Source organism: Variovorax sp. RO1 (assembly GCF_002849325.1).
Lineage (GTDB): Bacteria > Pseudomonadota > Gammaproteobacteria > Burkholderiales > Burkholderiaceae_C > Variovorax.
The window spans coordinates 147,540-168,969 of sequence record NZ_PKMT01000001.1 but is presented as its reverse complement, the minus strand read 5'-3'; the positions used below and the strand labels follow the sequence as shown (position 1 = coordinate 168,969).

The following is a 21,430-nucleotide window of genomic DNA, read 5'->3' as shown; positions in this document are numbered from 1 at the left end:
GACGAACGGCATCACTGCTTGGCGGCTGGCCACTACCAGCCGTTGGCGGACGGCGATGCATTGCACATCGCCCGAACCAAGGGGTCTTCTGCAGTCGGGTTCAGAAGACACTCAAAAATCGTCTTGGTTTTTGCTTTTCCGTCGACCTTTCGGTCTTCGGGAAAGCCGGAACCAAGCCGGCTTTTGGGTGCGCTCTGAAAGCGGCAAAGGCTGGAGGGCCTTTTCAGGCACCTCCAGCCCTCTAGGGGGTCTGAATTACTTCAGTTCCACCTTGGCGCCGGCATCTTCCAGCTTCTTCTTGGCGGCTTCAGCGTCAGCCTTCGACAGGCCTTCCTTGACAGCCTTGGGAGCGGCTTCCACCAGGTCCTTGGCTTCCTTGAGGCCCAGGCCGGTGATTTCGCGCACGGCCTTGATCGCCGACACCTTGTTCGCGCCAGCATCCATCAGCATGACGTTGAATTCGGTTTGTTCTTCAACGGCTGCAGCGGCGGGGCCGGCAGCTGCGGGGCCTGCCATGGCGGCAGCGCTCACGCCAAACTTCTCTTCGATGGCTTTCACCAGGTCGTTGAGTTCCAGGACCGTCATGCCGTCAAGCGCGGTCAGAAATGCGTCTTTATCGAATGCCATTTTTGTTTCCTAACAATTGGGTTGAATATTTCGAACGCGGGCCGCTTACGCGGGCTGCGCTTCGGCTTCCGCCGGTGCATCGGTTGCGGGTGCTGCTTCGCCTTCGCCACGCTTCGCGGCCAGCGCCGCGAGAACGCGTGCCGTACGGGAAATCGGGGACTGCATCAAGCCCAGCAGTTGCGCCAACAGCACTTCCTTCGAAGGGATGCTTGCGAGCTGCTTCACGCCGTTCACGTCCAGGGCCTTGCCGCCAAACGCACCACCGCGAATCACCAACTTGTCGTTGGTCTTCGCGAAGTCGGCCACCACCTTGGCGGCGGCCACTGCGTCTTCGGAAAAGCCGTAGATCAGCGGACCGGTCATCTGGTCGCCAATGACTTCAAATGCGCTACCAGCCACAGCACGGCGTGCCAGGGTGTTCTTCAGAACACTCAGGGTCACACCCTTGCTGCGAGCTTCGGCACGCAGTTTGGTCATGTCGGCAACCGAAATACCACGGTATTCCGCCATCACGAGCGTTTGAGCTTTTGCGGCGAGGCTGGTCACATCACTGATGACCGCTTCTTTCTCACTGCGATTCAGACTCAAGGTCTACTCCTTTTAATGCGACCTTCGGCCGGGGCCTCGGATCGCGCTTCATGCAGCGACCAACTGTTTCGGAACAAAAATCAAATTCCTTGCAGTGGGGTCGCCATCTGCGCTGGATACCGGAAGGATCGATCCGGCCATTAAGTGCAGCGCCCTGCACACCAGCGGTCTTGGATGGCTCGCGGCAACCGAAGCTGCCGCGACCCACCACATTCGCCCTGCTCCTTTCAGAGCCGGGCCAATCTCTTCAGCTCGCCGAGATGGTTTGCGTGTCCACGCGGACACCCAGACCCATGGTCGACGACACAGCCACCTTGCGCAGGTACACACCCTTGCTGGTCGCGGGCTTGGCCTTGACCAGAGCGTCGATCAGCGCAGCGAGGTTGCCTTGCAGCTTGTCGTTGTCGAACGAGCGACGGCCGATCGTGCCGTGGATGATGCCGGCCTTGTCGACGCGGAACTGGACCTGGCCAGCCTTGGCGTTCTTGACAGCGGTTGCGACGTCAGGCGTCACGGTGCCAACCTTGGGGTTGGGCATCAGGCCACGCGGGCCGAGGATCTGACCGAGCGTACCGACGACGCGCATGGCGTCAGGGGCAGCGATCACGACGTCGAAAGGCATGTCGCCAGCCTTGACCATCGCAGCCAGGTCGTCCATGCCGACGATGTCGGCGCCGGCGGCCTTGGCTTCTTCAGCCTTGGCGCCTTGGGCGAACACAGCGACGCGCTTGGTCTTGCCGGTGCCGTTCGGCAGCACGACAGCGCCACGAACCACTTGGTCCGACTTCTTCGCGTCGATGCCGAGCTGCACAGCCACGTCGATCGATTCGTCGAACTTGGCGGTGGCGGCGTCCTTGACGATGACGATGGCGTCAGCCAGGGCGTACAGCTTGTTGCTGTCGACCTTGCCTTCGAGCGACTTTTGCTTCTTGGTGATCTTGGACATTTACACGCCCTCCACATTCACGCCCATCGAGCGGGCCGAGCCGGCGATGGTGCGAACTGCTGCGTCGAGGTCGGCGGCAGTCAGGTCCTTCATCTTGGCCTTGGCAATTTCTTCGAGCTGAGCGCGCGTGATCTTGCCGACCTTGTCGGTGTGCGGACGGGCCGAGCCCTTGTCCAGCTTGATGGCCTTCTTGATCAAGGTGATCGCCGGGGGCGTCTTGATGATGAAGGTGAAGCTCTTGTCAGCGAACGCGGTGATGACCACCGGCAGCGGCAGACCCGGCTCGACGCCTTGGGTTTGCGCGTTGAACGCCTTGCAGAACTCCATGATGTTCAAACCACGCTGGCCCAGTGCGGGACCGATGGGTGGTGACGGGTTGGCCTTACCAGCTGGTACTTGCAGCTTGATGAAGCCGACGATTTTTTTCGCCATGCTTTGCTCCTTGCGGGTGATATCGCCTTGGCTTTCGCCGCGGCTCCCCGGGGTTAAACGACTCTTCGATCAAAGCCGCGCGCCGAGTCGGACAACGCGCAGCCGGAAACTGGCAGGCCCGCCCGAAGGCAGGCCGTGGGATCAGGTCTTCTCGACCTGACCGAATTCGAGCTCCACAGGGGTGGCGCGGCCGAAAATCATGACCGACACGCTGACCTTGCTCTTCTCGTAGTTGACGTCTTCCACCGTGCCATTGAAGTCGGTGAACGGGCCTTCCTTGACGCGCACGAACTCGCCCACGGTGAATTCGACCTTGTGGCGCGGCTTCTCGGTGCCCTGCTGCATCTGGTTGACGATGTCCTCGACCTCTTTCTGCGAGATCGGAGCCGGACGGTTCTTGGCGCCGCCCACGAAACCCGTCACCTTGTTGGTGTGCTTCACCAGGTGCCAGCTCTCGTCGTCCATGATCATTTCGACCAGCACGTAGCCCGGGAAGAAGCGGCGCTCGGTGGTGCGCTTCTGGCCGTTCTTGATTTCGACCACTTCTTCGGTCGGGACCAGGATGCGGCCGAACTTGTCCTGCATGCCGGCGCGGGTGATGCGCTCAGTGATGTTGCGCTCGACAGCTTTCTCCATGCCCGAATAGGCATGCACCACATACCACCGCAGATCAGGGTTGGCAGCAGGCATCAGAAGGGGGTTTTTCTCCTCTTCCGGCGTGCTCGGCGTGGTTTCAACTGCGTCGTCGGTCATTATTTTCTCCAGCCCAGAATGAGGTCAAAGAACACCCATTCGAGCGTCTTGTCGGTGAGCCAGAGGAAGACGGACATGATCGCCACGAAGGCGAACACATAGGCCGTCATCTGCATCGATTCCTTGCGGGTCGGCCACACGACCTTCTTGACCTCGCGCCACGAATCACGGCCGAAAGCCCACAGCTGACGGCCATTCTCGGAACTGCCGAAGGCGCCCACGGCCGCAGCCAAGCCGACCAGCAGCGCAGCCCATTGCACCAGCGAGCCTTGGCGCGACAGCAGGTAGAACGCCACGATGGCGCTCACTGCCAGCACCACCGCCGCAGCCAGCTTGGCTTTGTCGGCACCCGTGCTCACGGTTTCGATTTGAGAAGTGGCCATGTCGGCTGATTTCCTGTGACCTTGCGGCCTTCAATTCAATGCGTCCCTTGAGACGCCGAAGCCCACCGGATCGCGATGGGCTTGTCGGGGTGCCACCTAGGTGGCAGGGGCAGTAGGAATCGAACCTACAACCTTCGGTTTTGGAGACCGACGCTCTGCCAATTGAGCTATACCCCTCCGGTACTCTTTACGCTTGGCTTAGATGTCGAGGATCTTGGCCACGACGCCCGAACCCACGGTACGGCCGCCTTCACGGATGGCGAAGCGCAGGCCTTCTTCCATTGCGATCGGGTTGATCAGCTTGACGGTGATGCTGACGTTGTCGCCGGGCATGACCATTTCCTTGTCCGTGGGCAGCTCGATCGCGCCGGTCACGTCCGTCGTGCGGAAGTAGAACTGCGGACGGTAGTTGTTGAAGAACGGCGTGTGACGGCCACCTTCGTCCTTGGACAGGACATACACCTCAGCGGTGAAGTGCACGTGCGGCTTGATCGAGCCGGGCTTGCACAGCACTTGGCCGCGTTCGACTTCTTCGCGCTTCGTGCCGCGCAGCAACACGCCGACGTTGTCGCCAGCTTGACCTTGGTCCAGCAGCTTGCGGAACATTTCCACGCCGGTGCAGGTGGTCTTGACCGTCGGGCGGATGCCGACGATTTCGATTTCTTCGCCGACCTTGATCACGCCGCGCTCGACAGCGCCGGTCACCACAGTGCCGCGACCCGAGATCGAGAACACGTCTTCGACGGGCATCAGGAACGTGCCGTCCACAGCGCGCTCAGGCGTGGGGATGTACGTGTCCAGCGCCTCGGCCAGCTTCAGGATGGCCTCTTCGCCCAGCTTGCCCTTGTCGCCTTCGAGAGCGAGCTTGGCCGAGCCGTGGATGATGGGGGTGTCGTCGCCAGGGAACTCGTACTTGTCGAGCAGCTCGCGCACTTCCATTTCGACCAGCTCGAGCAGCTCGGCGTCGTCGACCATGTCGCACTTGTTCAGGAAAACRATGATGTARCCCACGCCCACCTGGCGAGCCAGCAGGATGTGTTCACGGGTCTGGGGCATCGGGCCGTCAGCGGCCGAGCACACCAGGATGGCGCCGTCCATYTGAGCGGCGCCCGTGATCATGTTCTTCACATAGTCGGCGTGACCGGGGCAGTCGACGTGTGCGTAGTGGCGGTTGGCCGTTTCGTACTCGACGTGCGCGGTGTTGATCGTGATGCCGCGGGCCTTTTCTTCGGGCGCTGCGTCGATCTGGTCGTAAGCCTTGGCTTCGCCGCCGAACTTGGCCGACAGAACGGTTGCGATCGCAGCCGTCAGCGTCGTCTTGCCGTGGTCAACGTGACCGATCGTGCCCACGTTCACGTGCGGCTTGGTGCGGGTGAATTTACCTTTTGCCATTTTTCGACTCCGAAAAAAACGATTTCAACGCATGCAGATGGGTCGCAAGCCTGTCGTTGCAACCCCAGAAAACTGGTGCCCTTTGCGGGAATCGGACCCGCGACCTCTCCCTTACCAAGGGAGTGCTCTACCACTGAGCCAAAAGGGCTTTTGTTCTAACCAAATCGCTTCCGGCGCCGAACAGGGTCTCTGGAGCGGGAGACGGGAATCGAACCCGCGTCATCAGCTTGGAAGGCTGGGGTTCTACCATTGAACTACTCCCGCATCGGGGGCACTTCAAGGCACCCAAAGCGCTAGATCCAATCGCTCTTAGAAACCAAATTCATCGCTGGTGGAGAGGGCTGGATTCGAACCAGCGTACTCGTAAGAGGGCAGATTTACAGTCTGCTGCCATTAACCACTCGGCCACCTCTCCGGCGAACCTCGAAATATAGCACGATTTTGTGACTACACAGGATTCCCAGCAAAAGATGAAGCGGGGAAACCTGCTCGAGGTGTGAAGCCTCTGATTATCAGCGAAGTTCGGAGCCTCCCGACTGCTGCGCCTCACGCCATGCACGGGCTTCGCTGAAATGGCCGCAGCCGATGAACGGAACCGGCGGTCGAAGCGCCGAAAGCGGCGAGGGATGATTCGACATCAGCACCTTATGGCGCTCAACATCAATCAACGCGCGCTTACTCTGCGCGTGCGAACCCCATAGCATAAAAACAACAGGCCGTTCGCCCTGCGCCACATGGCGAATCACCGCATCGGTGAGCACCTCCCAGCCGCGGCCTGCATGGCTGGCTGGCTGGGCTTCTTCGACCGTGAGACAGGTGTTGAGCAGCAGCACGCCGTGCGTCGCCCATTTCACGAGGCTGCCGCCCGGGTTCGGAAACGCCGGCGGCGGCGTGCCCAGGTCGCGCTGGAGCTCCTTGAAGATGTTGCGCAGCGACGGTGGCAGGGCCACGCCCGACGCCACCGAGAAGGCCAGCCCCTCGGCCTGCCCTCGCCCGTGGTACGGGTCCTGGCCCAGGATCACGACCCGCACGTCTTCCGGCGGCGTGAGTTCGAGCGCCCGCAGCGGCTGCGGCGGAAAGATCACCGCCCCGGCGTCGAGGCGCTCGCGCAGAAAACCCTGCAGCTTCTGCCCGACAGCGCCCGCAAAGAACTCGTCGACCAGCGGCTGCCAGCCCGGCGCCACCGGCCAGTCGGCAGGATCGCTGCTCGACAGCTGATCCGGCCGCGTCATTTGAACAATGCGGCGAGGGCCTCGCCGGGCTCCTTGGCGCGCATGAAGGCTTCGCCGACCAGAAAGGCGTTGACGCCCGCGGCGCGCAGCGTGGCGACGTCCTCGCGCGTGGCAATGCCCGACTCGGTCACTGGCAGGCGATCCGCCGGCAGCCTCGGCAGCAAATCGATCGTCGCCTGGATCGACACCTCGAAGTTGCGCAGGTTGCGGTTGTTGACGCCGATGAGCGCCGTCTTGAGCTTCAGCGCGCGCTCGAGTTCGGCCGCGTCGTGCACCTCGACCAGTACCGCCATGCCCAGTCCGCGCGCGATGGCTTCGTAGTCCTTCATCTGCGTGTCGTCGAGGCAGGCGGCGATCAGCAGGATCGCGTCGGCGCCCATCGCGCGCGACTCGTACACCTGGTAGGCGTCGATGATGAAATCCTTGCGCAGCACGGGCAGGTCGCACGAGGCGCGCGCCTGCTTCAGGTAGTCGACGCCGCCCTGGAAGAACTGCTTGTCGGTCAGCACCGAGAGGCAGGCCGCGCTGACCACGCCGTCGCCCTCGGCATAGCTTTGCGCGATATCGGCCGGAATGAAGTCTTCACGCAGCACGCCCTTGCTCGGGCTGGCTTTCTTGACCTCGGCGATCACCGCCGCCTGGCCGGCCGCGACCTTGGCGCGCAGTGCGGCTTCGAAGTCGCGCGTGAGCACGCGGCTTTCGGCGTCGAAGCGCACGGCCTCGAGCGGGGCACGCTTCAGCGCAGCGGCGACTTCCTGGCGTTTGACGGCGACGATCTTGTCGAGAATGTCTGACATGGCTTGCTCTGCTTTCGGTGGCACGACGGCCTGATTCTCAGAAGGAGGTGGTGGCCGCGACCAGCTCGGCGAGCTTGGCCTTGGCCGCACCGGACGCGATGGCTTGGCGCGAACGCTCCACGCCCGCCGGCACCGAATCGACCACGTTGGCCGCGTACAGCGCCGCGCCCGCGTTGAGGAGCACGATGTCCAGCGCCGGGCCGGCCTGGTTGTCCAGCACGCCCATCAGCATGGTCTTCGACTGCTCGGGCGTCTCGACGCGCAGCGAACGGTTGCTCGCCATCTGGAAGCCGAAGTCTTCCGGGTGCAGCTCGTACTCGCGGATTTCGCCGTCCTTGAGCTCGCCGATCATGGTGGACGCGCCCAGCGAGATCTCGTCCATGCCGTCGCGGCCGTAGACCACCAGCGCGTGCTCGGCGCCGAGGCGCTGCAGCGCACGCACCTGAATGCCCACGAGGTCGGGGTGAAACACGCCCATCAGGATGTTCGGTGCGCCGGCCGGGTTGGTCAGCGGGCCGAGGATGTTGAAGATCGTCTTGATGCCGAGTTCCTTGCGCACCGGCGCGACGTTCTTCATCGCGGGGTGGTGGTTCGGCGCGAACATGAAGCCGATGCCGACCTGCGCGATGCACTGCGCGATCTGCTCGGGCTTGAGGTTGATGTTGACGCCCAGCGACTCCAGCACGTCTGCACTGCCCGACTTGCTCGACACGCTGCGCCCGCCATGCTTGCTGACCTTGGCGCCGCCCGCGGCCGCCACGAACATCGAGCAGGTCGAGATGTTGAAGGTGTGCGAGCCGTCGCCGCCGGTGCCGACGATGTCCACTAGGTTCGTGGTGTCGGCCACGGGCACCTTGGTCGACACCTCGCGCATCACCTCTGCTGCGGCGGTGATCTCGCCGATGGTTTCCTTCTTGACGCGCAGGCCGGTGATCAGCGCGGCCATCATCACGGGCGAACACTCGCCGCTCATGATGAGCCGCACGATGTGCAGCATCTCGTCGTGGAAGACTTCGCGGTGTTCGATGGTGCGCTGCAGCGCTTCCTGGGGGGTGATCATGAGAATGTCTCCTCGGTGTGTGCGTATCGGCAGGCCTCAGGCCCTGAAGAAGCCGCGGATCGCCGCGACAGCGCGGTCGACGCCTGCGGCATCGACATCCAGGTGCGTCACGAAGCGCAAGCGGTACAGCCCGGTCGCGAGGATGCCCTGCTGGTTGAGGCTGGCGAGCAGCTCCGAAGAAAGCGCCTGCGCCGCGCCCGTGAGGTCGACGAACACGATGTTCGTGTGCGGCGCCTCGACGGTCAGCCCTTCGATGCCTTCGAGCCCCTGTGCGAGCCGCTGCGCCAGCGCATGGTCTTCGGCCAGTCGGTCGACATGGTGGTCGAGCGCATGCGAGGCCGCAGCCGCCAACAGGCCCGCCTGCCGCATGCCGCCGCCCGCCATCTTGCGGATGCGGTGCGCGCGCGCAATGAAGTCACGCGAGCCGACCAGCGCCGAGCCGATCGGTGCGCCCAGGCCTTTGCTGAAGCACACCGACACGCTGTCGAAGCACTGCGCGATGCGGCGGGCTTCGGCGCGAATATCGGTTCGCTTGTTCTGAGCAGCCTGCGCGGTGGCGGCATTGAAGAGCCGCGCGCCATCGAGGTGCCGTTGCAGACCCTTGCGCTTCGCCAGGTCGGTCGCCGCCTGCACGTAGTCGAACGGCAGCAGCTTGCCGCCCAGCGTGTTCTCCAGCGCCAGCAGCTTCGTGCGCGCAAAGTGCGCGTCGTCGGGCTTGATGGCCGCCTCGATCTGCGCGAGCGGCAGCGTGCCGTCGGGCGCATGGTCGAGCGGCTGCGGCTGCACGCTGCCGAACACCGCGGCACCGCCGCCCTCCCAGCGGTAGGCATGCGCCTGCTGGCCGACGATGTACTCGTCGCCGCGGCCGCAGTGCGACAGGATCGCGCACAGGTTGCTCTGCGTGCCGGTGGGCACGAACAGCGCCGCCTCGAAGCCCAGCAGTGCGGCGATCTTTTCCTGCAGCGCGTTCACGCTGGGGTCGGCGCTGAAGACGTCGTCGCCCAGCGGTGCGGCCGCCATGGCCTCGCGCATCGCGGGCGTGGGCTGCGTGACGGTGTCGCTGCGCAGGTCGACGAGGGAAGAGCGGTCGGTCATGGGGGTCAGTCCAGGAAGTTCTTGAGCATGGCGTGGCCATGTTCTGTGAGGATCGATTCGGGATGGAACTGCACGCCTTCGATGCGCACGTCGTGCGCGAAGCCGGTGTGCCGCACGCCCATGATCTCGCCGTCGTCGGTCCAGGCGGTGACAGCCAGCGCCTTCGGGCAGCTCTCGCGCTCGATCGAGAGCGAGTGGTACCGGTTGACGATGAACTTCTGCGGCAGGCCCGCGAACACGCCCTCTTGCGTGGTCGTGATCTCGCTGGTCTTGCCGTGCATGAGCTGTTGCGCGCGCACGATCTTGCCGCCGAAGGCCGCGCCGATGGCCTGGTGGCCCAGGCACACGCCAAGAATCGGCAGCTTGCCCGCGAAGGCCTCGATGGCCGCCACCGACACGCCCGCCTCGGCCGGCGAACACGGTCCGGGCGACACCACCAGCCGCGTCACGCCCGAAGCGATCAGCTCACCGATCTGCGCGACGGTGATCTCGTCGTTGCGATGCACCTGCACGTCCGCCCCCAGCTCGCCGAAGTACTGGACGATGTTGTAGGTGAACGAATCGTAGTTGTCGATCATCAGCAGTTTCATGGCTTGCTCACAATCCGGTGCACGCCCTTCACGACAGGGAACACGTTGAAGTTGATGAGAAGGCCCAGCTTGAGGCCCGACAGGCGCAATGCGGCCAGCACCTGCGCGCGGTGAAGATCGGTCAGTACGTCGACCGCCTTCAGCTCGACGATGACCGACTGCTCGATCACGAAGCCCGCGCGGTAAACATCGCCCAGCGAGCGGCCCTTGTAGCTGGCCGACAGCGCCACGTCGCGCGTGAAGCCGATCTCGCGCTCGGCGAGTTCGATGGCCAGTGCCGCGGCGTAGGCCCCTTCGTCGAGCCCCGTGCCGAGCACGCGCTGCACTTCGACGGCGGCGCCGATGATCTCGTGCGAGAAGTCGTTCTGAATGTCGGGTGCGTTGCTCATTCCAGGCCTTCCTCGACCAGTTCGGCGGCACGCAGGAGTGCGCGCGCCTTGGCTTCTGTTTCTTTCCACTCCAGCTCGGGCACCGAGTCGGCGACCACGCCGGCTGCGGCCTGCACGTGCAGCATCTGGTCTTTCACGATGCCAGTGCGGATCGCGATGGCCACGTCCATGTCGCCGGCGTAGCTGATGTAGCCGCAGGCGCCGCCGTAGAGGCCGCGCTTGGTGGGCTCCAGCTGGTCGATGAGTTCCATCGCGTGCACCTTCGGCGCGCCGGTCAGCGTGCCGGCGGGGAACGTGGCCTTGAGCACGTCGATGGCGGTCATGCCGTCCTTCAGCGTGCCTTCGACGTTGCTCACGATGTGCATCACATGGCTGTAGCGCTCCACCGCGAAGGCCTCGGTCACCTTCACGGTGCCGGTCTTCGCGATGCGGCCGATGTCGTTGCGCGCCAGGTCGATCAGCATCACGTGCTCGGCGCGTTCCTTCGGATCGTTGATGAGCTCCACCTCGGCCGCCTTGTCGAGCTCGATCGACGCGCCGCGCGGGCGCGTGCCGGCCAGCGGGCGGATGGTGATCTTCTGCTCGCCGTCGCCCGTGTTCTCCTGGCGCACCAGGATCTCGGGCGAGGCGCCCACCACGTGGAAGTCGCCCAGGTTGTAGTAGTACATGTAGGGCGACGGGTTCAGCGAACGCAGCGCGCGGTACAGCGACAACGGCGACTCGGTGTAGCGCTTGCTGATGCGCTGGCCCACCTGCACCTGCATGAAGTCGCCGGCGGCAATCATCTCTTTCGCGCGCTCGACAGCGGCGATGTAGTCGGCCTTGGCAAAGCTGCGCTCGGGCGGATGCGCCTGCGTGGGCTTCACGACGGGCGCGCTCACCGAGTACTTGAGCTTGTCCTTCAGCTCGCGCAGGCGGCGCTTGCCCACGGCATAGGCCTCAGGCTGCTTCGGGTCGGCGTAGACGATCAGGTAGAGCTTGCCCGACAGGTTGTCGATGACCGCGAGTTCTTCGCACTGCAGCAGCAGGATGTCGGGGCAGCCCAGCGTGTCGGGCGGGCAGCTTTTTTCGAGCTTGCGCTCGATGTGGCGCACGGTGTCGTAGCCGAAGTAGCCGGCCAGGCCGCCGCAAAAGCGCGGCAGGCCGGGCCGCAGCGCGACCTTGAATCGCTTCTGGTAGTCGGCCACGAAGTCCAGCGGATTGCCCTTGGCGGTTTCGACGACCTGGCCATCGGTCACCACTTCGGTGACGGCCTCGTCGCCGAAGCCGCTGGCACGCAACAAGGTACGCGCCGGCAAGCCGATGAAGCTGTAGCGCCCGAAGCGCTCGCCACCTACGACCGATTCGAGCAGGAAGCTGTGCTTGCCGCCGCCCTGCGAATGGGCGAGCTTGAGGTACAGGGAAAGAGGCGTTTCGAGGTCGGCAAAGGCCTCGGCCATCAGCGGGATGCGGTTGTAGCCCTGGGCGCTGAGGCTCTTGAATTCAAGTTCGGTGATCACGGATCGTTCTCCAGTTGCCTGCCGGCGCTCCTTTGGCCGGTGGCAAGGTCATTCACTGGTGGCCCGGAATCGATGCGTCGATCCGGAACCGCGGGCGCACGGCGTGCGCCGTGCAATCAAACAGTCAGCGATGTATGGCGACGCCAGGGCCAGGCTCCCCGGCTGCCTTCACCTGTTTGAATGATGTGATGAACGAACATGGAGCGCCGAGTTTAGCCCACGAAAACGGCGCCTTGTGCAACCGCAGGCTTCAGGGTTCCCCCGGGCCCTGCGGGATAAAACGAAAAGATACATTCGCACGACCGTTCGCAAATTCAAGGAGACTCACTTGTTCGCCCTCCCGCTCCCGGCCGTGTTCTCCCGCCTCGCGGCGCTCGCTTTTCTTTCCGCCGTGCTCTGCGGCGGCGCCTTTGCGGCGCAGGTCGACGTGGCCGGCGTCAAGCTCGAAGACCAGATGGATCTGCGCGGCGCCCCGCTGCTGCTCAATGGCGCGGGCATCCGCTACAAGACCATCATCAAGGTCTACACGGCCGGCCTGTACCTGGGCAAGAAGGCCTCGACCACCGAGGAGGCGCTGGCCGTGCCGGGCCCCAAGCGCGTGGCGATCACGATGCTGCGCGACATCGACGCCAACGAGCTCGGCAAGCTCTTCGTCAAGGGCGTGGAAGACAACTCGCCCAAGAGCGAGATGGTCAACCTGATCCCCGGGCTGCTGCGCATGGGCCAGATGTTCGCGGACCAGAAGCAGCTCAAGGCCGGCGACACCTTCACCATCGACTGGCTGCCCGGCACGGGCACGCTGATCACGGTGCGCGGCGTGCCGCAGCCCGACCCGGTGAAGGAAGTGGCGTTCTTCAATGCGCTGATGCGCATCTGGCTGGGCCCGAACCCGGCCGACTGGAAGCTGAAGGACGCGCTGCTCGGAAAGCAGTAAGCAGGCAGCCCGTCAGGCCGCCGCGAGGTCGGCCAGCGAATCCACGAACCCGTCCGCATCCACGCCGCGCACCGGCTCGCCGTGGTTGTAGCCGTAGGTGACAAGCACCACGGGGCAGCCGGCAGCGCGCGCGGCACGCGCGTCGTTGCTCGAATCGCCCACCATCAGCGTGCGCGACGGCACCGTGCCCAGCGCCTCGCAGGTCTTCAGCAACGGCAGCGGATCGGGCTTCTTGCGCTCGAAGGCATCGCCGCCGAACACCTGCTCGAAGAAACCGTCGAGCCCCTTCGCAGCCAGCAGCGGCTTGGCGAAAGCCGTCGGCTTGTTCGTGAGGCAGGCCAGCCGCAGCCCGCGCGCGCGCAGCGCCTTCAGGCCTTCGACCACGCCGGGGTACGCGGCCGAATGGCGGCCGTTGATCTCCAGATAGTGGTGCTGGTAGCGCTCCCAGGCGCGATCGAACAGCGCCGCCGGGGCCGGCGCGCCCACGTGCGCCAGCGCCGACATGATCAGGTGCTCCGAGCCCTTGCCCACCATGTGCTCGATAGCGGCGGGCGGCACCGGCGGCAGGTCGAGGTCGCGCAGCATGCGGTTCAGGGCCTCGGCAAAGTCGCCGAGCGTGTCGACCATGGTGCCGTCGAGGTCGACGATGGCGGCGTCGAAGCGGGAGAGGTCGGTGCGAAGAGTGTCCAAAACAGGCGGCTCCCAAGGAGCGAAGTGGGTGGTGGATGCGCGAGGCACGCATTCTCCCCCGGCCGCAAAATAGGCGCCCATGACCCCCACGACGCCCCCGCCCTCCGCCCCCCGCCCCATCCGCACCGCCGCCACGCTGGTCGTATTGCGCGACGGCCCCGAAGGCCTCGAGGTGCTCATGCTGCGGCGGGCCGAAAAAGCCAACGACCAGAACAGCGGCGCCAGCGTCTTTCCGGGCGGCATGGTCGATGCGCACGACCGCCTGCTGCACCCGCTGTGCGCGGGCCTGGACGATGCCGCCGCGAGCGCGCGCCTGGGCCTGCCCGAAGGCGGGCTCGACTTCCATGCGGCCGCCATCCGCGAGTGCTTCGAAGAGGCCGGCCTGCTGCTCGCGAACGATGTGCAGGGCCGCCCGGTCGAGCTGCTCACGCTCACGTCGGGCGAACTCGATGCCATGCGCGCGGCGGCCGAACGCAGCACCGACGCCCTCCTCGCGCTGTGCGCGCAACGGGGCTGGTGCCTCGCCGTCGATCGCGTCGCCTACTTCAGCCACTGGCTGACGCCGCCCGGCATGCCGCGCCGCTTCGACACGCGCTTCTTCGCCGCGGCGATGCCCGCCGGCCAGGAGGTGCGCCCCGACGGCCGCGAGACCGTCGAACACCTGTGGCTGAAGCCCGCCGATGCGGTCAGCCCCGCGCGCGGCCTCAAGCTGATGAACGTGACGCGGCGCGTGCTCGAGCACCTGGGCGCCTTCGCCAACGTCGACGACTTCATGGCGCATGCGCACGCGCTGCGCCGCATTCCGCTGACCATGCCGCGACTGGCCGATGGCCCCGCAGGGCGTCGCCCGGTGAACATGGAAGAGCCCGCCTACGCCGAGATCGGTCACCTCGACCCCGACGGCCAGGGCGGCGGTCGCTATGCGCTCGAAGCGGGCCTCGTCACGCCGCTGTCCGCGCGCGTGCTGCGCGTCGTGCACGACAACGGCCTCAACAGCTTTCTCGTCGGCGGCACCGAAGGCTGGGCGCTGATCAACCGCGTGCCCGGCGATGCGGCGCACGAGGCCGCGCTGCGGGCGGCAGCGCCCGGACCGGTGCGATGGGTGATGTCGGCTGACTCGGCGCCGCAGTCCCTGGACCTTGGCGGTGCCACGCTCCACGTGCTGGGCGCACAGCGCTTCTTGCTGGCTGAAGAACGCATGCTGTTCACGGACGACGCAACGACGCCCGTGTCCGAAACGGATCAGATCGTCGAATGGATCGTGCCCTCGCGCGGCTTCATGCGCCGCCCGGCGTCGGCTGTCGCCGACTGAGTTGCCGCGATCGCGTCAGGCCTGCTGCGCTTCCGTCAACGCCTGCGCCGCCACCACCGCCTCGGTGCGGTTGCGCACGTTGAGGGCACGGAAGATCGCCGCGAGGTGGATCTTCACCGTGCCTTCGCTGATGCCCAGGCTGCGCCCGATCAGCTTGTTCGGCTTGCCTTGCGACAGCAGCTGCAGCACCTCGACCTGCCGCTCGGTCAGCACGTTGCGCAGGTGTTCGAGGGTCTGGGTGCCGCCGCCATTGCCGCCGCGCGCAAAGGGCTCGCCCCCTGCCGAAGACGACGGCGACACGCCGGCCACGATGCCAGGCGGCAGCGCCGTGAGCATCATCGGCGGCACATACACGCCGCCCGCCAGCACGAGGCGCACCGCCGACAGCATGACTTCGGGGGAATAGGCCTTGGGAATGAAACCGAGCACGCCGCGTTCGAGCGCGCTGCGCATGATGGACGGGTCTTCGTAGCCCGACAGCACGATCACGGGCACGGCCGGGTGTCGTCGCCGGATTTCGTCGATGTGGGCCTGCCCGTCCGCGCCGGGCATGTTGAGATCGATCAGGGCCAGGTCGAGATCGTCGGTGGCGCCGGCAAGCAGCTCGTCGACGCTCAGCGCCAGGACGAACTCGATGCCGGTGCCCAGCTCCGACAACTTGGCTTTGACCGCCTCGATGACGAGCCGGTGGTCGTCGGCGATCAGAATTTTCATGGCATACCCCAGTGTCCCAACGTCAATGTGCATTGGATTCTTCTGCGACTGCGAAGATAACGGCGATTGTCCCGTCCCACAAGGCCGCTGCGCCCTACCAACGGCATAGACCCCAAGCGGTATGGCGGCCCCACAGGCCCCTTGAAAAAATGAACGCCTACTCGAACCACCGGGGACATGGGCATGTGCGATCGCTGCAGACGCCGGTGCACGGCATGCTTCGCAATGCACGCTTGAGAAGCGGGCATCCCTCATGGCCCGCCTGCTCGACTGCTTCTCGCCCTTCATTGCCTTCGGTCTCGGCCTGGACGCATCGATTGCCGCCGGCCGCCCCACCCTCCCCCACGACGACGCCCAGCGCGAGGCGCTGCGGCTGCTCGACATTGCGCGCGCCGACGCCCGTGACGCGGGCGCCAGCGCCACGCAGATCGAATCGGCCGCCTTCGCCATGGTCGCGTGGCTCGACGAGATCCTGGGGCGCCACCCCGATGCGGTGGACGGCGCCGCGCCGCTGCAGGTGCAGCTGTTCAACTCCAACAACGCGCACAGCGAGTTCTTCCACCACCTCTCGGCCCTGGGCGCGCACGACCACGAAGTGCGCGAGGTCTACTGGCACGCGCTGGCGCACGGCTTCAAGGGCCAGTACTACTTCGAGTCGGGCGACGAAGGCGAGCTGGGCAAGCTGAAGGACCTGCACGGCCGGCAGCTGCAGCCGCGTCCGGCCGAACTCGAAGGCCTGGCGCAAGAGGGCGCCGCGCTGCCACCGCACGACGTGCGCGACCTTCATGACCCGCGCGGCCTCGCCGCCCTGCGCCGACGCCGACGCGACCGCACCCTGCGGCGCACCGCCGCCGCGCTCGCGGTGCTGTTGCCATCGCTCGTCCTGCTGTGGCTCTGGCAGGCTGGCCCGCCGGCCGCCGACACCGCGCTCACGCAGCGCATCGACCAGCAGCTCGCCAGCTACGCCTGCGCCGACCTCGAGGCGTCGATCGACGCCGACGGCCGCCCGCGCGTGACCGGTTTTGTCTCGCAGCGCGACGACCTGCTGAAAGTGGCGGACGACGTGGCGGCCATTCCCGGCGTGCGCGCGCCCCACTTCAACATCGGGCTGCGCGTGTGGCCGCATTGCGAGGTGTTCGCCATCCTCAAGCCCTCGCAGGCGCGCAACCGCCAGAAGAAACACGGGCTCAGCGTGAGCGCCCCCTCGGCCATCGACGGCCGGTTGCGCGAGGGCGATGCGGTGCGCGTGCAGGTGGTGGCGCCGCACCACGAGAGCTACATCTGGGTCGACTACTTCACCGCCGACGGCTCCGTGATGCACCTGAACACCGGGCCGGCCCCGACGCGGTTGCGCGCGGGCGAGTCGCTGGAGCTGGGGCGCGACATCCCGTCGAGCTGGCTGGTGAGTCCGCCGTTCGGCAACGTGATGATCACCGTGCTGTCGGCGCCGATGCCGTTCAGCGAGACCTCCGGCCGACCGCCGTACGAGATGGCCTCGGCCTACCTGCTGCGCCTGCGCGAGGCGCTGGCGGCCAGCAAGAACAGCGAGCGGCTGATCGCCGATCTCATCTCGCTGGAAACCGTGGCGCGCTGAACGTTGTCAGCGCGCGCAGCCGCCGGAGCTACTTGGCCGCGTCCACGCGGATCTGCCGCGCGCCGAAGGTCACGTTGAGCACCTGCGCCTGGCCCGGCGTGACCGCGCGCACCTCGCGCCAGCGCGCGCGGTCGAGGTCGCGGAACGCGGCCATCACGCCGATCGCCTTGGCATCGGCCGGCAGGGTGAGGTCGAGCTTCTTGCTCTCGCCGGGGCGCAGCAGCATCTCTTCGCGCTGCACCAGCTCGGCGCCGAGCGTGGCCTGGTCTTTCTCGAACAGGGAGAAGAAGTCGGCGCCTTCGAAGGGCCCCGGCGTCTTGAGCGCATAGACGCGCACGGTGAGCGGCGAGGCGCGACCGCGCGCATCGGGGTTGGCATCGGCGGCGGCGGTGAGCGTGATCGACACCGGCGTGACCACCGGTTTGCTCGCGCAGCCCGCCAGCCAAAGACCCGCTGCAGCAAGGCCAAGGGCCGCGATACGGCGCCGCGATGCAGCAGCAAGAAGGCCCTCATAGGACGAATGGTGTGTACCCAACGTGCGCATGCTATTCCCTTCGTTGCATTGACCGGTCCTGACGCATCTTTGATTATCACCAGCGAACTCGAACAGGCAACATGCTGACTCCACAACTCGTCGACGCACTGCTCACGCCCATCGGCGAGGCCTCGCCCTGCGGGGACGACCTGGAGTACGACGCGGACTTCATGGCCCTCACCGCTGCGGCGCAGGGCAAGGCCGAACAGCAGTTCGGCGACACCGTGATCCCCGCCGTCGAACCCGACTGGCGCGACGTGGCCGAGCGCGCCGACGCGCAGCTGCGCCGCAGCAAGGACGTGCGCGCCGCCGTGCTGCTGTTGCGCGGCGCCACGCGCCTGCAAGGCACGGTCGGCTTCGCCACCGGCCTGCAACTGCTCACCTCGCTGCTCGACACCTTCTGGGACGGCATACATCCAAAGCTGGATGCGGACGACGACAACGACCCCACCATGCGCCTGAACGCACTCGCGCCGCTCGGCGACGACAGCATGGTGCCGCGCGACCTGTACGACGCCGTGGTGGGCAACGCGCCCGGCGTGGGCCCGATCCGCGTGCGCGACATCGCCATTGCGCACGGCGTGCTCAACGCCGTCGGCGGCGACGCCTCCTATTCGCCCGCGCAGGTGCATGGCGGGCTCGAGGCGCTGCACGCGGCGAACCCCGAGCAACTGCAGGCCGCCATCGGTCTTCCCGCGCTGCTGGACCGCCTGCAGAAGCTGCTGGGTGAGCGCACCGGCCGCACCGACGCGGTGGACCTCGGCACGCTGCGCACCGTGTCGCGCACGGTCGCCAAGGCCTGCACGGCAGCAGCCGGCGCGCCCGAAGCATCGGCCGATGAAGGCGCAGTCGCAGACGGCGACGCACCCTCTGGCAATGCGGCCCGCCCGGCCGCGGCGCGCGGCGAGATCCAGAACCGCCAGGACGCGGTGCAGATGCTCGACCGCGTCATCCGCTACCTCGAACAGGCCGAGCCGGGCAACCCCGCGCCGCTCCTGATCGAACGCGCCAAGAAGCTCATCGGCGTGAGCTTCCTGGACATCATGGCCAACCTCGCGCCCGGCGCGATGGACACCATCGAGACCGTGACGGGCAAACGCCAGTCCGAATGACCGACCCCGTTTCCACCCGTTCCCCTTCATTCCCGCAAGGAGCATCGCCATGGCCAAGAGCAGTCAGAAATTCATCGCACGCAACCGCGCGCCCCGGGTCCAGATCGAATACGACGTCGAGCTGTACGGCGCGGAGAAAAAGGTCCAGCTGCCCTTCGTGATGGGCGTGCTGGCCGACCTGTCGGGCAAGCCCGCCGACCCGCTCGCGCCCGTGGTCGATCGCAAGTTCCTCGAGTTCGACGTCGACAACTTCGACGCCCGCATGAAGGCCATGAAGCCGCGCGCCGCCTTCGCGGTCGAGAACTCGCTCACCGGCGAAGGCGACCTCAAGGTCGAGCTCACCTTCGACAGCATGGACGATTTTTCGCCCGCCGCCGTGGCCCGCAAGGTGGGCGCACTCAACAAGCTGCTCGAAGCGCGCACGCAGCTGTCGAACCTCGTGACCTACATGGACGGCAAGGGCGGCGCCGAAGACCTGCTGGCCAAGGTGCTCGAAGACCCGGCCCTGCTGCAGACGCTGGCCGCCAGCAAGAAGCCCGAAGACGGCGAAGCCGCCGCCTGAGCCCGTTCAGATTTCCTGACAGACACACACCGGTACACGAGGAGAAACCATCATGGCCGACGCACTCGAGCAGAGCGCACTCAAAGACGTTGCGTATGCGGGAAGCGATTTTTCGTCGCTGCTGCAAAAAGAATTCAAGCCACGCAGCGACGAAGCCAAGAGCGCCGTCGAAGCGGCCGTGCTCACGCTGGCGCAGCAGGCGCTGAGCAACAGCACCGTCATCGGCAGGGACGTGACCAAGTCGATCCAGGCCATGATCGCCGCGATCGACGCCAAGCTCACCGACCAGGTGAACAAGATCATTCACCACCCCGACTACCAGAAGCTCGAGAGTGCGTGGCGCGGCCTGCACTACATGGTGAACAACACCGAGACCGACGAGAACCTGAAGATCCGGGTGATGGACATCTCCAAGGTCGAGCTGGCCAAGAACCTCAAGAAGTTCAAAGGCGCGGCCTGGGACCAGAGCCCGATGTTCAAGAAGATCTACGAGGAAGAGTACGGCCAGTTCGGCGGCGAGCCCTTCGGCGCGCTGGTGGGCGACTACCACTTCGACCAGAGCCCGCCCGACGTCGAGATGCTCGGCGAGATGGCTAAGATCGCCGCCTCGGCGCACGCGCCCTTCATCACCGGCGCGAGTCCCAACCTTATGCAGATGGAGTCGTGGCAGGAGCTGGCCAACCCGCGCGACCTGACCAAGATCTTCTCCACGCCCGAGTACGCCGGCTGGCGCTCGCTGCGCGAGTCGGACGACTCCAAGTACCTGGGTATGTGCATGCCGCGCTTTTTGGCGCGCACGCCCTACGGCGCCAACACCAACCCGGTGGAAGAGTTCGACTTCGAGGAGGACACCGCCGGCGCCGACCACAGCAAGTACGCCTGGGCCAATGCCGCCTATGCGATGGCGACCAACATCAACCGCTCGTACAAGCTGTACGGCTGGGGTTCGCGCATCCGCGGCATCGAGTCGGGCGGCGCGGTCGAAAACCTGCCGCTGCACACCTTCCCCAGCGACGACGGCGGCGTGGACCAGAAGTGCCCCACCGAAATCGCCATCAGCGACCGGCGCGAGGCCGAGCTGTCGAAGGCCGGCCTGCTGTCGATGATCCACCGCAAGAACTCCGACTTCGCCGCCTTCATCGGCGCCCAGTCGCTGAACAAGCCGGCCGAGTACGACGACCCCGACGCCACGGCCAACGCCAACCTGGCGGCGCGCCTGCCGTACCTGTTTGCCTGCAACCGCTTTGCGCACTACCTGAAGTGCATCGTGCGCGACAAGGTCGGCAGCTTCAAGGAGCGCGAGGACATGCAGCGCTGGCTCAACAAGTGGATCATGAATTACGTGGACGGCGACCCCGCCAACTCGTCGGAAACCACCAAGGCCCAGAAGCCGCTGGCCGCCGCCGAGGTGATCGTGGAAGAAGTGGAAGGCAATCCCGGCTACTACACGTCCAAGTTCTTCCTGCGTCCGCACTACCAGCTCGAAGGCCTCACGGTCTCTCTGCGGCTGGTGTCCAAGCTGCCGACGGCCAAGGGCGCCGGTTGAAAAAAATCTGCGGATTCTTCTTGAATTGCCGGTTCCGTTTCGTTCTATGAGTAGCTGCCGGGCATCGGAACTTTTCTCTCCCCGCCGGCAGCCATTTTTTTCGTTTCGATCATCAACCGCCCGAATGCAAATCGGGTTCCAAGGAGTAGGAACATGTCATCTGACTTTCACATCAAGCTCGACGGCGTCAAGGGCGAGTCCTCGCACAAGGACCACAAGGACGAGATCGAGATTTCGTCGTGGTCCTGGAACGTGAGCAATGCATCGGGCGCGGGCTCTGGCGGCGGTTCGGGCAAGGGCAAGGCCACGCCGGGTGAATTCAATTTCACGCACACCTACGACAAGGCCTCCCCCGTGCTCGCCAAGAACTGCGTGAGCGGCAAGCACTTCAAGGACATGGTCATGACCTGCCGCAAGTCGGGCGAAGGCCAGCAGGAGTACCTGAAGGTCACGCTCAAGGAAGTCTTCATCTCCGCCGTGGGCCCCGGCGGCGCGCAGGGCGGCGACGTGCACGAGCAGGTGGCCTGCAGCTTCAAGGACATCGAGTTCGCCTACAAGGGCCAGGACGACAAGGGCGCCGGCGGCGGCGAAGTGAAGTTCGGCTGGAACGTGGCCACCACCGAAACCCGCTGACGGGCGACGGACTCG

24 protein-coding genes and 4 tRNA genes are annotated in these 21,430 nt (G+C 65.6%); 7 read left to right on the top strand and 21 right to left on the bottom strand.

Annotated features, from left to right (window positions below):
• Window positions 1-255: 255 nt before the first annotated feature.
• From rplL to trpE, 18 genes are all read right to left on the bottom strand, one after another.
• On the bottom strand, window positions 256-627 hold the full coding sequence (rplL, locus tag CY658_RS00745) for a 50S ribosomal protein L7/L12 (RefSeq protein ID WP_101488433.1): 372 nt from the start codon (window positions 625-627) through the stop codon (window positions 256-258).
• Window positions 628-672: 45 nt separating this feature from the next.
• Window positions 673-1,215 carry a 50S ribosomal protein L10 gene (gene rplJ, locus CY658_RS00740; protein ID WP_099794853.1) on the bottom strand — a complete coding sequence of 181 codons (543 nt, stop codon included), beginning with the start codon at window positions 1,213-1,215 and terminating at the stop codon, window positions 673-675.
• Between the two features lie 247 nt (window positions 1,216-1,462).
• The gene (gene rplA / locus CY658_RS00735; RefSeq protein ID WP_101488432.1) at window positions 1,463-2,161 is read right to left on the bottom strand and encodes a 50S ribosomal protein L1; all 699 of its coding nucleotides are present in this window, start codon (window positions 2,159-2,161) and stop codon (window positions 1,463-1,465) included.
• A complete protein-coding gene (gene rplK / locus CY658_RS00730; RefSeq protein WP_056584627.1) occupies window positions 2,162-2,593 on the bottom strand; it encodes a 50S ribosomal protein L11 in 432 nt (143 codons plus the stop codon).
• Window positions 2,594-2,734: 141 nt separating this feature from the next.
• Window positions 2,735-3,346, bottom strand: a complete 612-nt coding sequence (nusG, locus tag CY658_RS00725) for a transcription termination/antitermination protein NusG (protein WP_099794852.1) — start codon at window positions 3,344-3,346, stop codon at window positions 2,735-2,737.
• Complete coding sequence (gene secE / locus CY658_RS00720; RefSeq protein ID WP_101488431.1) at window positions 3,346-3,729, bottom strand: preprotein translocase subunit SecE; 384 nt, start codon at window positions 3,727-3,729, stop codon at window positions 3,346-3,348. The genes nusG and secE overlap by 1 nt, the downstream gene beginning before the upstream one ends.
• Window positions 3,730-3,830: 101 nt before the next feature.
• Window positions 3,831-3,906: transfer RNA gene (locus CY658_RS00715), tRNA-Trp, on the bottom strand.
• 21 nt (window positions 3,907-3,927) lie between these two features.
• Complete coding sequence (gene tuf, locus CY658_RS00710; protein ID WP_101488430.1) at window positions 3,928-5,121, bottom strand: elongation factor Tu; 1,194 nt, start codon at window positions 5,119-5,121, stop codon at window positions 3,928-3,930.
• 73 nt (window positions 5,122-5,194) lie between these two features.
• Window positions 5,195-5,269 (bottom strand) — tRNA-Thr (locus CY658_RS00705).
• 42 nt (window positions 5,270-5,311) lie between these two features.
• Window positions 5,312-5,385: transfer RNA gene (locus CY658_RS00700), tRNA-Gly, on the bottom strand.
• Window positions 5,386-5,450: 65 nt separating this feature from the next.
• Window positions 5,451-5,536: transfer RNA gene (locus tag CY658_RS00695), tRNA-Tyr, on the bottom strand.
• 97 nt (window positions 5,537-5,633) lie between these two features.
• Complete coding sequence (locus tag CY658_RS00690; protein WP_101488429.1) at window positions 5,634-6,353, bottom strand: uracil-DNA glycosylase; 720 nt, start codon at window positions 6,351-6,353, stop codon at window positions 5,634-5,636.
• Complete coding sequence (gene trpC, locus CY658_RS00685; RefSeq protein WP_101488428.1) at window positions 6,350-7,150, bottom strand: indole-3-glycerol phosphate synthase TrpC; 801 nt, start codon at window positions 7,148-7,150, stop codon at window positions 6,350-6,352. The genes CY658_RS00690 and trpC overlap by 4 nt, the downstream gene beginning before the upstream one ends.
• 37 nt (window positions 7,151-7,187) lie before the next feature.
• Window positions 7,188-8,210, bottom strand: coding sequence for an anthranilate phosphoribosyltransferase (gene trpD / locus CY658_RS00680; protein WP_101488427.1), 1,023 nt, complete (start codon window positions 8,208-8,210; stop codon window positions 7,188-7,190).
• Window positions 8,211-8,246: 36 nt separating this feature from the next.
• On the bottom strand, window positions 8,247-9,305 hold the full coding sequence (gene ltaE / locus CY658_RS00675; protein ID WP_101488426.1) for a low-specificity L-threonine aldolase: 1,059 nt from the start codon (window positions 9,303-9,305) through the stop codon (window positions 8,247-8,249).
• Window positions 9,306-9,310: 5 nt separating this feature from the next.
• The gene (locus CY658_RS00670) at window positions 9,311-9,895 is read right to left on the bottom strand and encodes an aminodeoxychorismate/anthranilate synthase component II (protein WP_099794847.1); all 585 of its coding nucleotides are present in this window, start codon (window positions 9,893-9,895) and stop codon (window positions 9,311-9,313) included.
• On the bottom strand, window positions 9,892-10,284 hold the full coding sequence (locus CY658_RS00665) for a GxxExxY protein (RefSeq protein WP_056584604.1): 393 nt from the start codon (window positions 10,282-10,284) through the stop codon (window positions 9,892-9,894). The genes CY658_RS00670 and CY658_RS00665 overlap by 4 nt, the downstream gene beginning before the upstream one ends.
• Window positions 10,281-11,783 (bottom strand): anthranilate synthase component I, encoded by a 1,503-nt coding sequence (gene trpE, locus CY658_RS00660; protein ID WP_099794846.1) that lies wholly within the window; start codon window positions 11,781-11,783, stop codon window positions 10,281-10,283. Before trpE ends, CY658_RS00665 begins: the two co-directional genes overlap by 4 nt.
• A 328-nt stretch (window positions 11,784-12,111) precedes the next feature.
• Here trpE and CY658_RS00655 point away from each other — a divergent pair, with 328 nt between their 5' ends.
• Window positions 12,112-12,717 carry a chalcone isomerase family protein gene (locus CY658_RS00655; RefSeq protein WP_101488425.1) on the top strand — a complete coding sequence of 202 codons (606 nt, stop codon included), beginning with the start codon at window positions 12,112-12,114 and terminating at the stop codon, window positions 12,715-12,717.
• Between the two features lie 12 nt (window positions 12,718-12,729).
• Here CY658_RS00655 and CY658_RS00650 read toward each other — a convergent pair whose 3' ends face one another.
• A complete protein-coding gene (locus CY658_RS00650) occupies window positions 12,730-13,407 on the bottom strand; it encodes a phosphoglycolate phosphatase (protein ID WP_101488424.1) in 678 nt (225 codons plus the stop codon).
• A gap of 79 nt (window positions 13,408-13,486) precedes the next feature.
• Between CY658_RS00650 and CY658_RS00645 the strand changes: the two genes are divergently transcribed.
• Window positions 13,487-14,719 (top strand): NUDIX hydrolase, encoded by a 1,233-nt coding sequence (locus CY658_RS00645; protein WP_101488423.1) that lies wholly within the window; start codon window positions 13,487-13,489, stop codon window positions 14,717-14,719.
• A 15-nt stretch (window positions 14,720-14,734) separates the two neighbouring features.
• Here CY658_RS00645 and CY658_RS00640 read toward each other — a convergent pair whose 3' ends face one another.
• Window positions 14,735-15,433, bottom strand: a complete 699-nt coding sequence (locus tag CY658_RS00640) for a response regulator transcription factor (RefSeq protein ID WP_101488422.1) — start codon at window positions 15,431-15,433, stop codon at window positions 14,735-14,737.
• A gap of 253 nt (window positions 15,434-15,686) precedes the next feature.
• Between CY658_RS00640 and CY658_RS00635 the strand changes: the two genes are divergently transcribed.
• Entirely contained in the window at window positions 15,687-17,027 is a 1,341-nt protein-coding gene (locus tag CY658_RS00635; RefSeq protein ID WP_101488421.1) for a DotU family type IV/VI secretion system protein, read from the top strand.
• A 28-nt stretch (window positions 17,028-17,055) separates the two neighbouring features.
• On the opposite strand, the gene tssJ is transcribed toward CY658_RS00635, so the two are convergent.
• A complete protein-coding gene (gene tssJ / locus CY658_RS00630; RefSeq protein WP_101488420.1) occupies window positions 17,056-17,571 on the bottom strand; it encodes a type VI secretion system lipoprotein TssJ in 516 nt (171 codons plus the stop codon).
• A 71-nt stretch (window positions 17,572-17,642) separates the two neighbouring features.
• Here tssJ and CY658_RS00625 point away from each other — a divergent pair, with 71 nt between their 5' ends.
• From CY658_RS00625 to CY658_RS00610, 4 genes are all read left to right on the top strand, one after another.
• Window positions 17,643-18,674, top strand: a complete 1,032-nt coding sequence (locus tag CY658_RS00625; protein ID WP_101488419.1) for an ImpA family type VI secretion system protein — start codon at window positions 17,643-17,645, stop codon at window positions 18,672-18,674.
• A 49-nt stretch (window positions 18,675-18,723) separates the two neighbouring features.
• Window positions 18,724-19,236: a type VI secretion system contractile sheath small subunit gene (tssB, locus tag CY658_RS00620; RefSeq protein ID WP_101488418.1), complete on the top strand. Its 513-nt coding sequence runs from the start codon at window positions 18,724-18,726 to the stop codon at window positions 19,234-19,236.
• Between the two features lie 52 nt (window positions 19,237-19,288).
• Window positions 19,289-20,782, top strand: a complete 1,494-nt coding sequence (gene tssC / locus CY658_RS00615; protein WP_101488417.1) for a type VI secretion system contractile sheath large subunit — start codon at window positions 19,289-19,291, stop codon at window positions 20,780-20,782.
• Between the two features lie 153 nt (window positions 20,783-20,935).
• Entirely contained in the window at window positions 20,936-21,415 is a 480-nt protein-coding gene (locus CY658_RS00610; RefSeq protein WP_101488416.1) for an Hcp family type VI secretion system effector, read from the top strand.
• Window positions 21,416-21,430 lie beyond the last annotated feature (15 nt).